Raw genomic sequence first — 15,332 nt, 5'->3', positions numbered from 1 at the left:
AAATTTATAAAAACGATTCATTGGATAAATCATGACAAACCAAACAAATTCCTGGGTGGTATTAAAATTTGGCGGCTCAAGTGTTTCCAGTCAAAATGATTGGGACAACATTGCCTCCATTGTCAAAAGTAATATCGAAAGCGGCAAAAAAGTTGCGGTAATACACTCTGCTTTTAAGAACGTGACCAATGAGCTGGAAGCTATTGCACAACTGGCAGTTAGTGATGAAAGTGACGATGCCTTAAACCAACTGTTAAACAAACACAAAGCGATGGCGCATGAATTGGAAGTTGATGCCACCTTGTTGGATCCTTGGTTTGATTCACTTCAAATGGCCATTGCCGATATCCGTCATAAAGAACAACTGACTGCCATGGATAGAGCTCAGGTTGTATCGCATGGTGAGCTTCTTTCTTCAGTACTTGGTGCAGAATTTCTGCGCAAAGTATTAGGAGAAGATCATCGAGTTGAGTGGCTGGATGCTCGTCAAATATTAACCTCAGAGTCCGGCCAGCATCAGAATGTCAATGACCGCTTTTTAAATGCTGTTTGTCACCCAAGACCCAATCAGGAATTAACCAGTCAATGGGCAAGTGAAGCTGATGTGATATTGAGTCAGGGTTTTATAGCTGCCAATGAAGATGGACAGACGGTGCTGTTAGGACGCGAGGGCTCTGATACATCTGCTGCCTATTTTGCGGCATTATTGCAGGCTGACAAACTTGAAATTTGGACCGATGTTGCGGGGATGTTCAGCACTGATCCCAATAAAATCAGTAGCGCAAAAAAGCTAGAAACTATCAGTTACAACGAAGCTTTTGATATGGCGGAAGCGGGTGCAAAAGTGCTGCACCCGAGATGCCTAAGCGCAGTCATGGCTTACAACATACCCATCGAAATTCGCAATACCCATAAACCTGATGAGACTGGAACCTTAATCACCAGCGACTATGAAGCTTCAAAATGGGTTAAAGCGATAGCGCTTAAGCAACAGATTCCAATCATTACATTGCTACTTGGTCGTCGGGGTCAACAGCCAGACACCTTGCAAAAAGTATTTGCCATTATCAATGAGTTTGGCTTAAGCAGTGAATTAATGGCCTCAACTAAAAATTCGTTGGTCATGGCGATTGAAACCAACAACAGTATTTATTCTGATTCGATTTTGCAGAAACTTTCTGAAAAGCTAGCTGAAGTCTGTCGCAGTGTGTTTACTTCACATAGCGCAATGCTGACTTTAATTGGATGTGACGCCAGCCAGGCATTGTGGCACTTATTGCAAATTGATGCGGATCTTCCAGAACAATGGTTATTACTCAGCCATGCCACAGGCGACCATCATTTGTCCTTCCTGGTTAATGATGATGATGCATTAAAAATACTGCAGTTGTTGCATGATAATTTGATTAAGTAAGAGTCTGTTTTAAAGTAATCATTATAGGTTGGGTTAGAGGCTTTGCCTTGTAACCCAACAAAATATTAATATCAGTGACGGGTCCTCAAAGTAGTAGGGTTGGAGTAACTTCCTACATTCCTTAATTTATTTTTTCGCCCCTCGGCGAATTACTTTCTCTTGAGTGGCCAAGAGAAAGTAATCAAAGAGAAGGCCACCCCGTGATTGAGGTTTCGCTATGCTTAACTCCTCTCGTACTCACCAATCCATTTAACGCACCGTAAAATACGTTCCATCCATGGCCCGGATTTTACTATTCAAAACTTCCTATTTTGAATTGCTATGGTTTGGTTCATACTCGACTCAATCAAAGGGGGTATTGGTGCAAGACCGATAGGAAGTTAGCAACAAGAAGCATTCGATGTCTATTTGTCCATAGTTTTTGTTGGGTAGCCAATGGGCTAGGCTCTTTGTTGCGACGCACCCTACGATTGGTAGACACTAAAAAAGGCGCATAAAGCGCCTTTTTTTTTGCGGTATTCTCTACTGAATTAGTAATAAGGATTTTCACCTTCTGCGTGTTCGGTGACGTCTTTAACGCCTTTAACTTCCGGAACACGTTCAATCAAGGTTTTCTCAATGCCTTCTTTCAATGTCACGTCGACCATACCGCAGCCTTGGCAACCTCCGCCGAATTGTAGAACGGCGATACCGCTTTGTGTGAATTCAACCAATGATACCTGGCCGCCATGATTTGCAAGCTCTGGGTTAATTTCTGATTCAAGATAATAGCGAATGCGATCCGAAGCTGGTGCGTCGTCATCAACTTTACGAGCTTTAGCGTTTGGTGCGCGAAGTGTCAGCTGACCGCCAGTTTGTTCTTTCTGGTAGTCGATTTCAGCTTCTTCCAGATAAGGTGCGCTATCTTCGTCGATAAAGGCTGAAAAGCCATCAAATTTCAATTCTGTGTCGGTATCTTCAATGGCATCTGGCGGGCAGTATGAAACGCCGCACTCAGCATGGCTGGTACCTGGGTTCACGACAAATACACGAATACCGGTATCAGGCTCTTCCTGACCGGCTAGTAAACGGCGAAAATGCTCTTGAGCAGCTTCTGAAATAGTAATCATAATAACGTTCAATGCCTCAGCATGTTGCTTTGATGGGTTCTATTATAACCTATCATTGGGCTTGCAGCTAAATTTACAACCTATAGAATGGAGAAAACCACGAAAAACTGAGTCATATGAAACAATTACTGCTTGCTGCTTTTTTATCGGTTTCCGCTGGCCTTCCCGTGCTAGGTCTAGCTCAGGAAAATAACACTTCATTTGATTATTATTTCAATCAGAATATTCAGTTTCAGCCGGATGTTGTTACGCCTAATGAAATATTGGGAAACCCCGTGGGGGAGTGGCATGTCCGCCCCGATCAGTCGGTTGCGTTTTTCACAGCTTTGGCGCAAAGCTCTGAGCGAGTGAATGTGACTGAAATTGGTCGAACTCATGAAAACCGACCTTTGATCACTGCTTATATCTCGTCACCTGAGAATTTGGCACGTCTTGATGAGATTAAACGGCAGCGCGAGAATTTAACTGAGTATAAAGGGCCTGCGATAGTCTGGTTGGGCTATTCGGTGCATGGTAATGAGCCGAGTGGTACTAATGCTGCTTTATTGGTTGCCTATAGATTGGCTGCTTCTGATGAGGCTTGGATTCAGGAGTTATTGGCCAATACTATTGTCATGATAGATCCCATGTTGAATCCTGATGGCATGGGGCGTTTTGCGGGCTGGGTGAATCGTTATAAGGGTAAGGAGCTGGTCGCTGATTCAGAGTCGATTGAGCATAACGAAGCCTGGCCACGCGGGCGTACTAACCATTACTGGTTTGATTTAAATCGAGACTGGTTGTTGTTACAGCATCCGGAAAGCCAAGCACGAATTAAGCACTTTTATGAGTGGCGTCCACATATCGTTGGTGATTTCCACGAGATGGGCACTAATGCAACTTTCTTCTTTCAACCTGGAGTTCCAACACGTCAAAACCCTCTAACGTCCGAATTAAACTTTGAGCTGACTGAAAGAATTGGTCGCTATCATGCCAAGGCTCTGGATGCGATTGGTTCACGCTATTACAGTCAGGAAAGCTTTGATGACTTCTACTATGGCAAAGGCTCAACCTTCCCTGATATCAATGGCGGAATAGGCATCCTGTTCGAGCAGGCCAGTTCGCGTGGTCATTTGCAGGAGTCGGTTAATGGCGATGTCAGCTTTCCATTTTCCATTCGAAATCAGGCAACAACCTCATTTTCAACCTTACAGGCTGCACTTGAGCTAAGTGAGGAGTTGCTGGACTACCAAAGAGATTTCTTCCAGCAGTGGCCAGCTAAAGCCAGTAGTGATCTGGAAAAAGGCGTGATCTTCAGTTCCGAAGATGATGGCCGCATTAAAGAGTTTCTGCGGATCTTGAATAGCCACCAAATTGAAGTTGAGCAATTGGCAGGTCCTAGAAAAATTGCAGGCAGAGAATGGCCTGCAAAAACATCCTATGTGGTAAATTTTAAGCAGCCACAATATGGCCTGATTAAAGCCATGTTCGAGACGCGCACTGAGTTCACTGATAACACCTTCTATGACGTGTCGGCTTGGACTTTCCCTTTGGCATTTAACCTTGATTTTCATCATTTGAACAAAGACGAATTGCAGCGCTTACCGCTAGAGTCAGTTGAGGTTTCAACAGCAAGTTCGTATGTGGGTAGTGAAACCCCGGTTGCTCTGTTGGTTGAGTGGCAGGACTTCCGAGCGGCTACAGCTTTAACGCGATTACTCGAAGCTGATATCGATGCTAAGTTGCTGGAAAAAGGTTCTCGCTTGCCTGTTAACGGTGAGCCTCGCGAATTCATGGCGGGAACTTTTACCGTTCCCCTACCAGCTGAAACCGCTGAGCGTGATGCACTGATGCAGCAGGTGAATGATACCGTTGCTGATCTGGGATTGACTGTTTATGGCGTTGATTCAGGTTATAGCGGACAAGGTGCTGATTTAGGTAGTCCAACAGTCAGTGACCTTGAAATGCCTAAGCCTCTATTACTGATCGGTGATGGGGTATATTCTTATGAAGCTGGCGAGGTCTGGCATTTACTGGATACGCGTCTTGAGTTGCCTGTTTCGATGCAACACGCACAAGATCTTGGCCGGATTAATCTGTCAGACTATACCCACTTGCTGATGGTCAGTGGGCGTTATCCTGCACTTGATGAAAAAGAGTTGGATGTTATTAAGTCCTGGGTTAGTGATGGTGGAACCATTGTCGCTACACGCGGGGCCAACCCATGGTTAGTGCAGCAGGGACTTGTGAATTTTGAGTTGCTGGAACCAGAGGCTCCACAGAATCAAAATCGACCATTTTCAGAACGTGATGATGCGCGCGCCGAGCATATCATTGGTGGGGCTATTTTTGAGGCCAATCTGGATTTGAGTCACCCGCTGGCATTTGGTCTTGAGCTGGATAAATTGGCGTTCACCAAGGCTGGCACTATGGTCTTTAAGCCAGCAACTGAGGATTTTGTGACTGTCGCAACCTATACCGAAAGTCCGCTAGTTGCGGGGTATTCGTCACAAACCAATGTTGATCGCATTAAAAATACGCCAGCAATCTTGGCACAAGAGTACGGTCGTGGCAGTATCATTATGTTTAGTGATAATCCTAATTTCCGTGGTTATTGGCTAGGCTCGATGCGCCCATACATCAATAGTTTATATTTTAATAAGGCGCTATAAGAATTTAATGTTAATTATCAGGTAGGGAATCAACCCATGTTAAAAGCTGTTCAAGGTCTGATTGGGGGAGTTTGTCTGCTGGCAGTGGTATTAACTGCTAACGCAGCAAGCTGGTCTGTAATTGAAAATAAAAGCCGTCGTATTAATGGCTTTATGCCTATCTACGTAAGTAGTAATGAGGGTAAGGTTTGGCTTGAAGTCAGTAAGTTTGAACAGCCATTTATCATGTATACGGGATTGCCGTTTGGTATCGGCTCGAATGATATTGGACTTGATCGTGGCCAACTTGGCGAGTCGAAGCTGGTTCAGTTCGAACGTTATGGCAATAAGATTTTCCTGAAGCACCTGAATACACGATATCGCGCAGATACTGACAATCAGGCAGAAAAGAACTCGGTCAATGAAGCGTTTGCCAGCTCAGTATTATATGGCTTTGAGGTTGATGCCAAGTCAGGTAACCGTTACCTGATCGACTTAACAGCATACCTGCAACAGGATTTGCATGGCGTTAGTAACAGGCTAAAGGCTACTAATCAGGGCACCTATAGTATTGATCGAAATCGTTCTGCTTTGGTGGCTGACAAAGTCAAAAATTTCCCTAAAAATACTCTGTTCGAGAGTGTACTGACTTTTAACGGCTCCGCAGCAGGCGACTATGTAAGACAGGTTGTTCCAACTCCTGACGCTATAACGGTGCATCAGCATGTGTCTTTTGTTGCTTTGCCTGATGATAACTATGAGCCGAGAGTATTCCATCCGAAAAGTGGTTTCTTTGAACTGACTTATGCCGATTATGCTTCACCGATTGACCAGCCGATTGAGAAGAAACTGATTTATCGCCATCGCATCGAGCGCGACAAAGACGGCAAGATAAAACCGATCATCTATTACCTCGACCCGGGTGCACCTGAGCCAGTTCGCACTGCTTTATTGGAAGGTGCTCGCTGGTGGGAACAGGCCTTCGCAGCAATTGGGCTTGAAGGTGCTTATGAAGTTCGAGATTTGCCGTCCGATGCTGATCCGATGGATGTTCGCTACAACGTCATTCAGTGGGTTCATCGTGCCACGCGTGGCTGGTCATACGGTATGGCAATGGCTGACCCGAGAACGGGCGAAATTATCAAAGGGCATGTCACATTGGGCTCATTACGAGTAAGACAGGATCTGCTGATTGCTAATGCCCTAACTGGCGTACATGGCAAAGATGGCGACAAGCAGGCTGCAATGGATATGGCATTAGCCCGAATTCGCCAATTGTCGGCACATGAAGTGGGCCATACTTTGGGCATTGCTCATAACTTTGCAGCAAGTCCAACGAATCGCGCTTCTGTGATGGATTATCCGCACCCACTGGTTTCACTGGACGGTAAAAACATCAACCTGAAAAATGCTTATGCTGAAGGTATTGGTCAGTGGGATATTGAAGCTGTGCGTTATGGCTATACTGAGATTGAGGAAGAGAACGAAGAAGAAGCATTACGAAATATTGTGCGTAATGCCAGCGCCAAAGGACTAATGTTCATTTCTGACGCAGATGCTCGTCCCGCAAGCGGAGCCCATCCTTCTGCACACTTGTGGGATAACCTACAAAATCCTGCTGTGGAATTAGAAAGAGTTTTGGAAATCAGACAGACCGCTTTGAATAACTTTGGCCACAATAATTTAGCCGATGGTGCTCCCTATTCTGAGCTTGCTGAAACTCTGGTGCCATTATATTTATTCCATCGTTACCAGGTCGAAGCGGCTGTGAAACTGGTGGGCGGTGTTAATTACGAATATAGCGTTAAAGGCGACACTTATCGTCCCGTTCGTGCCGTTGAAGATGGATTACAGCGGCAGGCTATCAGCACGCTACTATCTACCTTATCAGTAGAACAGTTAGCGGTACCTGCGTCGGTGTTGGAAGTAATTCCGCCGAAAGCCTATGGTTATTATAAAAACCGTGAGAGCTTTAATGGTTACACTGGATTAACTCTTGATCCGGTATCCATGGCTGAAGCCTCTGCCAAGCATACTCTGCAATTGTTATTAAATCCTGAGAGGTTGGCGCGTTTGTTGCAACAAAAAGCACAAACTGCAGACTTGCCGGGGCTGGAAGAAGTGGTGACTCAACTACTGACAACTACTTTGCGTAGCCCCGAGCAGTCCGGATTAAATGGCTTAATTCAACAGCGTGTCGATTATCTGACCGTGATGCAACTTTTGAGCGTGGCATCTAACCAACAGGCTTCGCCAGAGGTAAGAGCCCATCTGCATAATGAGATAGGTAAACTTGACGGATGGTTGACCACTCAGTCAAAACGCAATTCAGTTCGTTATGCCTGGTTGAAGGATCTGGTGGTGCAATATCTAAATGGTAACTTTAAGCCTGAGGAAGACGTTCAGACACTGCCAATTCCACCGGGTTCACCGATTGGTTCCTGACGGAGAGTGTATATAAAAAAAGCGAGCATTAAGCTCGCTTTTTTATTGTAGAAAAACTGACCCTGGGCTCAGGAGAGGAAGAATAAACACTAAGGGGTAGTTGTGTTTAGAATGCCCAGGGTCAGGAAGAAAGTTTTACCAGCCGAGTACGCTACCTAGAATGATGCCTACTGCAAGCGGTTCCCAATAGCGGTGGTCACAATAATGGGTATGGATGTGGCCACGTGGGTATGGGTGGTAGTAACCGCCATAGTAGTACCAGTCCTGACCTAAGTAATAAACCGTTGTCGGGTAAGTTCTGTATCGTGGGTAATAACGATCATGGTACACACGATAGTAGGTATGCTTCGGTCTTGGATGATAGTTATCACGATAGCGATCGTGTGATCCGTAATGACGGTCATGTCCACGCGAATCGCTGTGGCGATGATGATCTCTACGATCATCACGTCTGTGGTCACGCCATCTATCATCTCTGCGATCATCGCGACGGTGTTCAAAACGGTTGTCGCGGTTATGACGCTGCTCAAAACGATTCGCATCATGTCTTTTTTCAACCGAGGCATGACTGCGTGCATTATTTGACTGAGGACCTTTATGTTCTTTGGCAAAACCAGCCTGCGAAAGGCCCAGGCCCAATGTCATGATCAGTGCTGTGGTTATCATTTTATTCATGGATAACTCCTTAGGATTCACTATAATACCAACTGAGTGGATATTGGGCGCTCAAGGCTCAATAACATTCATTAGTCACAACTTTACCGCTTGTAAACTGAATTCTTACTGAATACCTAAGAAAAATCGCATAAGGATACTGCTTTGAAAATTAAGATTTGTGAAATCAAAGACTTAGAACAGCTTGTGCCTGCCTTTGATAGTTATCGCCAGCGCTACAAACAACCCTCTGAGCCACAGAAAATTGAGCAGTTTTTGCGACAAATGCTGGAACAACAGACTTCAACCATATTTTTATCCTATGAGGGAGATGAGTTGACAGGTTTCATACAACTTTACCCTTCTTATTCAAGTATTGGTCTGGCTCCAATCTGGACGCTGAATGACTTTTACGTATTTGGCGGTACTGGGCGTAAGCAAACAGCTGAGGCATTGTTGAATGCTGCCAAAGATTTGTGCAAGGAAACCGATGCTATTCGAATTGAGGTGACTACCCGCAAAGAGAATCATCGTTTGCACAAGATTTACCGCGACTATGGTTTTGAAAAAGACTATAAATACGATTATTACTTCCTGCGTGTGAATGAGCAGGACATAGCTTCCAAAATGCTCAAATAACAAATTGTTATAACGACTATACGTTTAGCCGTTTGGACTTCCGTGGCAACTCAGGTATAGTTGCCACCTGCGCTGATTTGTACCGCTTGCGGGCGCACTAAAAATTCCGCTAAAGAGTGACTCTGAAACGTATCATTTCGTCCGCAAGCTATTTTTGAAGGTTATTTATGTCCAAAAAGCTTGCTACTGCTCCTGGCCTATCATCAGTTGGCTCTTCCGAATCAATCACTGATACTCGCCACCCAAAGGTCTCTAGCCACAACCCTGCTCATTGGCTGTCATTATTGCCATTGCTGTTATTTATGGTTTTATTTCTGGGCTCTGGCATTTACTACACTGTGATTGGAGTCGACTATGCTTTCTATCAGTTACCCGCTCCAGTAGCGGTATTGCCAGCGATTGCTGTTTCACTGTATCTGGCCAAAGGAAGCTTTGAGAGCAGGATCGCAACCTTATTCAATGGTATTGGTGACAGTAATATTGTTGCCATGTGTCTAATATATCTGCTGGCAGGCGCATTTGCGGCGCTAACTGGCGTTATCGGCGCGATTGATGCGGTGGTCAATTTTGGACTGTACTGGATTCCTCCGGGATTTGTGTTGCCGGGCTTATTTGTCATAGCTGCGCTGGTGTCGTTTGCCATGGGCACTTCGATGGGAACTCTTGCAGCACTTGCGCCAATTGGCTTTGGCTTGTCGCAAACAGCTGGGTTTGAGCCTGCGATTGTAGCTGGAATATTGCTAAGCGGCGCCATGTTTGGTGATAACCTGTCTGTGACTTCAGATACTTCCATTGCTGCAACGCGCACCCAGGGCGCAACAGTTGGCGAAAAATTGCGTCAGAATGCTCGCTGGGCAATTCCCGCTGCAATCATAACCATTACCTTATTCTCCTTAATTACAACCGAGCCCTCGCAAGCAGTGGTTGCTGATTATCAGCTCTATAAAGTGATTCCCTATCTGGCAATCGTGGTTCTGGCATTAATTGGATTGAATGTTTTCATCATTTTGCCTGCCGGTATCATCATTAGTATAGCTATAGGTCTTATTGGTGGAAGTTTCACAGCTGAAAACTCAGTTGCACAGACCATCTATAAAGGCTTCAGCAATATGCAGGAAATTTTTCTGTTGTCGTTATTGATTGGTGGTCTTGGGGCTTTGATAGAACAGCAGGGTGGCTTGCAATGGCTGGTCAATAAAATAAGTCAGTTGTTTGCCGCGAGTCAGTCTAAACTGAGAGCGCAACTTGCTGTATTAAGTACTGCCGCGGTAACTAACCTGGCGATTGCCAATAATACGGTTAGTATCATTTTGACCGGTAAAGTAACCAAGTCTTTAGCTGAGCAGGGTGCTATTCGGCCGAAGCAAAGCGCAAGTCTGGTCGATATCGGTGCATGCTCAACTCAAGGGATATTACCTTATGGTGCTCAGTGTCTGTTACTTGGGGCCAGCTTTGGGATATCCCCTTTGGAGCCGGTGCAGTATGTTTGGTATTTACCTATTTTATTAGCCGTCGTGATTATTAATTTGCTGTTCAGAAAAGGTATTTAGTCAACAACCGAATCGGCCCAGGTTCGACGCTGCCATAGCCAGATAAATGCACCTGTCTGTAACACACGGTAAGCAGCGTAAGCTAACCAAATTGTCATGAGCCCGAAGCCAAAATAGGGACCCAGTAGCCAAGCCACAGGCAGGAATATTAGCCACTGAGAGAGCAGGGAAACGTACATCGGTGGCTTGGTGTAACCGGCACCATTCAATGCATTGAGAAATACCAGCCCCATCGCATCAATAATGATAATGCCTGCAGATAATTTAAATGGCCAATGAGCTATTTCGAGCGCAGTCTGCTCCTTCAGAAAGATGCCCATAATGGGATCAGTGAAGATAAAGAACAACGTTGCCAAAGCGATTGCAAATATCAGTGCCATTTTAGCAACATCCCAACCCCATAAATAAGCATCATCGGGATCCTGTCTGCCAAGTGACTGACCTACCATGGTTGCTGCACCTATGCCCAGAGCAATGCAGGGCAGAATGGCAACCAGCATCACATTGGTAATGGCATTTGCCGCTGCCAGTTGGTGAATACCTACCTGGCCAATGATCCAGAATAAAGCAGTAAAGCCACCAGCGAAGAAAAGTTGCTGGATTGATGATGGAAATGAAATTCTGAAAATAGACTTAATGGTTGTCCAAGTCGCCAGCCTTTCCATATAGCCAAATTGTTTGGTGTGTCTGGTCGCCAATATGTGGTAGTAAATCGAACCCATCGCCAGAGAAATGCTGGTGCCAATACCGGCTCCTAAAGTCCCTAGTTCAGGCATGCCAAAGTTACCAAAGATCAGCGCGTAGTTAAGCACGATATTCAGCGAGTGCATAATCAAGAGGGTACGCAGATAGTAGCCAGTTTGCTTAATGGCGCTCCAATAACTTCGATAGTTGAAATTAAGACCTATGGCTAAAATGCCAGCGAAGCGGGCTTGAAGGTAAGGGATACCTTCTTCTAGCAACTCAGGATCACTATTAAGGGCGCTAAGAATATCCGGAGCCAGGAAAAATAGAATGATGCTGGTTGGGACCGCCAACAGCCCTATGATTAAGAGGGCTGCGTTAAGAGGATAAGCGGCTTCACTGTCTCGCCCTTCGCCCATACGGCGCGAAACCATGGCCTGTACGCCCGCGGCAAAGCCAATAAAGAAGGCCACTGCCATGAAATTTATAAAGCCAGCAATACCAATTGCTGCAATTGCCGCGCTGCCCTGAGTACCAACCATCGCTGCATCGACCAGATTCAAAACATTTTGCGAAATCATGCCCCCAACGATGGGCAGCGATATCTGCAGAACTTGTTGTGAACGGTCTTTATTAAGCAAAGCGGAATGTCCGAGCGCAGCGGGATTTTATGATGCGCATTGTATCAGGTATTGCTCAAAGGGCCAGAGTGCTTTCTCTTATATGGCTTGATTGTGCGGAAGCTAAATTGAAATGGAAGGAGGGTAGCATCCTTGCTGGGGAAATAATTAATCTGGGCTTTTGCGCAGCCAACGTACGTTATCGACTACTTCTGAGAAAAAGCCCCTTAAGGTTTCACCGCTCATACTATAAGGGTCAAAGTCTGAGCTTGAAGAGTACTTTAAGAAAAGCTGTCTGTTATCATCAGATCGAGTGATTAATCCCATTGACCATTCGCTGAATTTGCGCGAAATCACTTCTCTGTAATCTAATATGGCTGGATCTTTGTGGCGAGCATCAGCCAATATCTTATGGTAGGCTTTATTCACTTTTTGGCGATCACCTTCCAGTATTTGAAGAAAAATACCATTCGATAAACACAAAGCACCAGTTACACCATCGGCTTTGTTATTTTTTTGAGAGCTGCTCAGGATGTTCTTGATATCATCTGAGCTTAGCGTCCTGCTTACTCGGCTAGCATAGGTTAGTTGCACAAGCATAATCTTTATCCTCAACATCGGTTTAGTAGTTTGTTAAAAACTCTAAAACCTTATCTCTGCTCAGATGAAAGAGTTGTGAAGATTTATGGAGTGTCTTTTTTCATCATGCTTTTCCAAACAGGATCACCGCTAAGGGTATGCACAATCACGGCGCCAATGTGCAGAATCAGGAATAGAGGGATAAGGGCTTCGCCAACCTCATGGCCTTCTTCTACTGCTTCAAACACCGCAGAGCCAGCGCTGTTTTGCAGCAAAAATATTGCTGTACCGGAAATAGCCATCCACAGAAACAGTAACAATCCAGAAAACTGCACCAGACCTGCCAGCCCCTGATGTATTTCTCTTTGTGGAAGTTTAAAACGTAAAAGTTGTCCAATATCCTGTGCGGCCAAACGCCATTGCGCTCTGTTAAAGTAAGTCCATCCTTTGAAACTCAGTTTCCCTTTGCTCAAAAGACCTGCCCCGAAGCGGGTCAGGATGAACGCCAATACGGCAAGACCAAGATAAAGGTGTAGTAGAAAACCATTGGAGTTAAAGCCATCATCGGCATTTTCCCCGGTCAGCCAGGCGGCAATTCCGAAAAGAGCCAGTCCCCAGTGTAATAGCTGCGACCTACGATTAAAGGTTTCTGTGTTCATGGGATTGCTCCTCCGAATGAATGTAACTTCAATCTAGGAGTTAAGAGTCAATATCACAATGGACAGATGTTCAGGGACTTGATCCCGATCAGGAGGGTTTACAGACAAATGTACGGACTGTGCATTTGTCTGTTATTGCTTACTTAAGAGGTTCTTACGATATTTCCTTTACCATCGACCTGGATACGCACAGACTTATGGCAATTACGACAAGTACCTACACCCGTTCCGCTTCTGGAAACACCCGTCTTGAAGGTTGAAACCGAGCCACACTTAGGGCATGGAATAGTAAAAGTTGCAGACATGAGAAACTCCTATTTTATTGTTTTCTATATAATTTTACTTAAAGGTGTCAGTTTTTTTGACACTTTTGTAACTATATAGGACTTAGTACAAAGCTGCAAACTTTTCAGCCCGCTCAAGTCTTGGCCAGACACCAGACATCAATGCGATCAACACCATGTTTTAGGCATTGTTTCGAGGCTTCCTGAATGGTCGAGCCGGTGGTGACCACATCATCAACTAGGGCAATATGCTTGGGTAGTTCCTGTTTGACAGAAAAAGCACGCTTCAGGTTTTTCCGCCGCTCGATAGCTTTAAGCCCAATCTGATGCGGGGTGTCCTTAATGCGGAGCAGTGCATCTTCGAGCATAGGTATTTCTAATTTACGAGTTAGATGTTTGGCAATCAGTTGTGATTGATTAAAGCCGCGTTCTCGTAAGCGGTTAGAGTGCAGAGGAATGGGCACAATGGCCTGAGGAAGCGGAATGTCCTGATAATAGGTAATCAGTTCATCAAGCAGTAAGTTGCTGAAGCTACGAATATGATGCAGTTGTTTTTCAAACTTCATTTCGCTGATGGCATGATTGACCGGAAATTCATAATGAGTGGCTGCAATTAGCGCCTGATAACGGGGTGGTTTTTTAAGACACTGCCCACAAACAGCACCAATCGGTTGTTTTCCAAGGCTATTGCCGCATTGCTGGCAGTATTGACCTTGGCGTTGAACCGCAGAAAGACAGGGGTCACAAAAGCCCGAGTAATCGCTTCCTAAACCACATAAGGAGCAATTGACGGAGTCTTGAGGATTATTCTTGCGAACAATTGAAAATAGATTGTAAACCATAATTCCCTTTAATTGGTTGACAGTGAGTGATGAAACCGTAAACTTCACGCTATTCTTCCTGAATCTTGCTGTGCGCGAAGCCATAGACTATAAGGGTTTTTAAAATAATGAGCAATCAAAATAACGGTCAAACATTAACCAGTTTAGAGAAATTGAATAGTGGTCAGGTTCGCCATGACTGGACATTGGCAGAAGTCGAAGCTATTTATAACCAACCTTTCAATGATCTGTTGTTCGCCGCACAGAATATTCATCGCCAGCATTTCAATCCTAATCAGGTCCAAACCAGCACTTTATTGAGCATCAAAACCGGTGCCTGTCCTGAAGATTGCGCTTATTGCCCACAGTCTGGCCATTACAACACAGGCCTTTCCAAGGAACAGTTAATGGCGGTCGAAGAAGTGGTGACCAAAGCTCAGCAAGCTAAGAAAAATGGTGCGACCCGTTTTTGTATGGGCGCGGCATGGCGTTCACCACGTGAAAAAGATCTTGATGTAGTGCTGGAAATGGTTCGTCAGGTTAAAGATATGGGCCTGGAAACCTGCGTGACCCTCGGCATGTTGACCGATGAGCAGGCACAAAAGTTAGCTGAAGCGGGTCTGGACTATTACAACCACAATCTTGATACATCGCCTGAATATTATCAGCAAATTATTACTACCCGTACCTACAAAAATCGTTTAGATACTTTGCAGCACGTTCGCGATGCTGGAATTAATGTGTGCAGTGGCGGCATTATCGGTATGGGTGAACAAACCAATGATCGTTATGGCCTGTTGCAACAGTTGGCCAATATGCCAGAGCATCCGCAAAGCGTGCCGATTAATATGTTGGTTGCGGTTGAAGGTACGCCATTGGGCGACGTTGAGAAACTTGATTCAATAGAATTTGTGCGCATGATTGCTACTGCTCGAATCATGATGCCTCAGTCTTATGTACGCCTGTCTGCAGGTCGCGAAGACATGAATCAGGAAACCCAAACTCTATGCTATCTGGCGGGTGCTAACTCCATTTTCTATGGTGAGAAATTGCTTACTACTGCTAACCCGGAAGCAGAAGCGGATATGCAGCTGTTCAAACGTCTGGGCATTCAGCCTGAGCGCCGTGAGATGGATCAGGAAGAGCTGATTGAAGAAACGCCTAAAGTTGAAGAGCAGCAACCGGCCAAATCGTTATTCTACGACGCAACCAAAACTCACTAGATTGTTAATTGAGATCTATTG

General features: G+C 45.1%; 13 protein-coding genes and 1 riboswitch. Of the genes, 6 read left to right on the top strand and 7 right to left on the bottom strand.

What is annotated here, in order from left to right; translation table 11 throughout:
* Positions 1 to 31 precede the first annotated feature (31 nt).
* Entirely contained in the window at positions 32 to 1,414 is a 1,383-nt protein-coding gene (locus CW740_RS10045) for an aspartate kinase (RefSeq protein ID WP_106647369.1), read from the top strand.
* 530 nt (positions 1,415 to 1,944) lie between these two features.
* Here the strand turns inward: CW740_RS10045 and nfuA are convergent.
* Positions 1,945 to 2,523: a Fe-S biogenesis protein NfuA gene (gene nfuA / locus CW740_RS10040; protein ID WP_106647368.1), complete on the bottom strand. Its 579-nt coding sequence runs from the start codon at positions 2,521 to 2,523 to the stop codon at positions 1,945 to 1,947.
* Between the two features lie 116 nt (positions 2,524 to 2,639).
* On the opposite strand from nfuA, the gene CW740_RS10035 reads away from it, so the two are divergent.
* Both CW740_RS10035 and CW740_RS10030 read left to right on the top strand, forming a co-directional pair.
* Positions 2,640 to 5,174, top strand: a complete 2,535-nt coding sequence (locus CW740_RS10035) for a M14 metallopeptidase family protein (protein ID WP_106647367.1) — start codon at positions 2,640 to 2,642, stop codon at positions 5,172 to 5,174.
* 36 nt (positions 5,175 to 5,210) lie between these two features.
* Positions 5,211 to 7,598, top strand: coding sequence for a zinc-dependent metalloprotease (locus tag CW740_RS10030; protein WP_106647366.1), 2,388 nt, complete (start codon positions 5,211 to 5,213; stop codon positions 7,596 to 7,598).
* A gap of 135 nt (positions 7,599 to 7,733) precedes the next feature.
* On the opposite strand, the gene CW740_RS10025 is transcribed toward CW740_RS10030, so the two are convergent.
* The gene (locus CW740_RS10025; protein ID WP_106647365.1) at positions 7,734 to 8,273 is read right to left on the bottom strand and encodes a hypothetical protein; all 540 of its coding nucleotides are present in this window, start codon (positions 8,271 to 8,273) and stop codon (positions 7,734 to 7,736) included.
* 144 nt (positions 8,274 to 8,417) lie between these two features.
* Between CW740_RS10025 and CW740_RS10020 the strand changes: the two genes are divergently transcribed.
* Together CW740_RS10020 and CW740_RS10015 are read left to right on the top strand one after the other, a co-directional pair.
* Entirely contained in the window at positions 8,418 to 8,891 is a 474-nt protein-coding gene (locus CW740_RS10020; RefSeq protein WP_106647364.1) for a GNAT family N-acetyltransferase, read from the top strand.
* 59 nt (positions 8,892 to 8,950) lie between these two features.
* Positions 8,951 to 9,026, top strand: a riboswitch (SAM riboswitch).
* Positions 9,027 to 9,058: 32 nt separating this feature from the next.
* Positions 9,059 to 10,441 carry a Na+/H+ antiporter NhaC family protein gene (locus tag CW740_RS10015; protein ID WP_106647363.1) on the top strand — a complete coding sequence of 461 codons (1,383 nt, stop codon included), beginning with the start codon at positions 9,059 to 9,061 and terminating at the stop codon, positions 10,439 to 10,441.
* On the opposite strand, the gene CW740_RS10010 is transcribed toward CW740_RS10015, so the two are convergent.
* From CW740_RS10010 to CW740_RS09995, 5 genes are all read right to left on the bottom strand, one after another.
* Positions 10,438 to 11,766, bottom strand: a complete 1,329-nt coding sequence (locus tag CW740_RS10010) for an MATE family efflux transporter (protein ID WP_106647362.1) — start codon at positions 11,764 to 11,766, stop codon at positions 10,438 to 10,440. The two genes, CW740_RS10015 and CW740_RS10010, sit on opposite strands and share 4 nt — an antisense overlap.
* 147 nt (positions 11,767 to 11,913) lie before the next feature.
* Entirely contained in the window at positions 11,914 to 12,345 is a 432-nt protein-coding gene (locus tag CW740_RS10005) for a BLUF domain-containing protein (RefSeq protein ID WP_106647361.1), read from the bottom strand.
* An 83-nt stretch (positions 12,346 to 12,428) separates the two neighbouring features.
* Positions 12,429 to 12,983, bottom strand: a complete 555-nt coding sequence (locus tag CW740_RS10000; RefSeq protein WP_106647360.1) for a cytochrome b/b6 domain-containing protein — start codon at positions 12,981 to 12,983, stop codon at positions 12,429 to 12,431.
* Positions 12,984 to 13,126: 143 nt separating this feature from the next.
* Positions 13,127 to 13,288: a hypothetical protein gene (locus tag CW740_RS12445; protein ID WP_157826415.1), complete on the bottom strand. Its 162-nt coding sequence runs from the start codon at positions 13,286 to 13,288 to the stop codon at positions 13,127 to 13,129.
* Positions 13,289 to 13,401: 113 nt separating this feature from the next.
* Positions 13,402 to 14,109 carry a ComF family protein gene (locus CW740_RS09995; protein ID WP_106647359.1) on the bottom strand — a complete coding sequence of 236 codons (708 nt, stop codon included), beginning with the start codon at positions 14,107 to 14,109 and terminating at the stop codon, positions 13,402 to 13,404.
* Between the two features lie 107 nt (positions 14,110 to 14,216).
* Between CW740_RS09995 and bioB the strand changes: the two genes are divergently transcribed.
* On the top strand, positions 14,217 to 15,311 hold the full coding sequence (gene bioB, locus CW740_RS09990) for a biotin synthase BioB (protein ID WP_188459676.1): 1,095 nt from the start codon (positions 14,217 to 14,219) through the stop codon (positions 15,309 to 15,311).
* Positions 15,312 to 15,332 lie beyond the last annotated feature (21 nt).

Source organism: Kangiella profundi, from assembly GCF_002838765.1.
GTDB classification, from domain to species: Bacteria; Pseudomonadota; Gammaproteobacteria; order Enterobacterales; family Kangiellaceae; genus Kangiella; species Kangiella profundi.
This window is presented reverse-complemented; position numbering and strand designations above follow the sequence as displayed.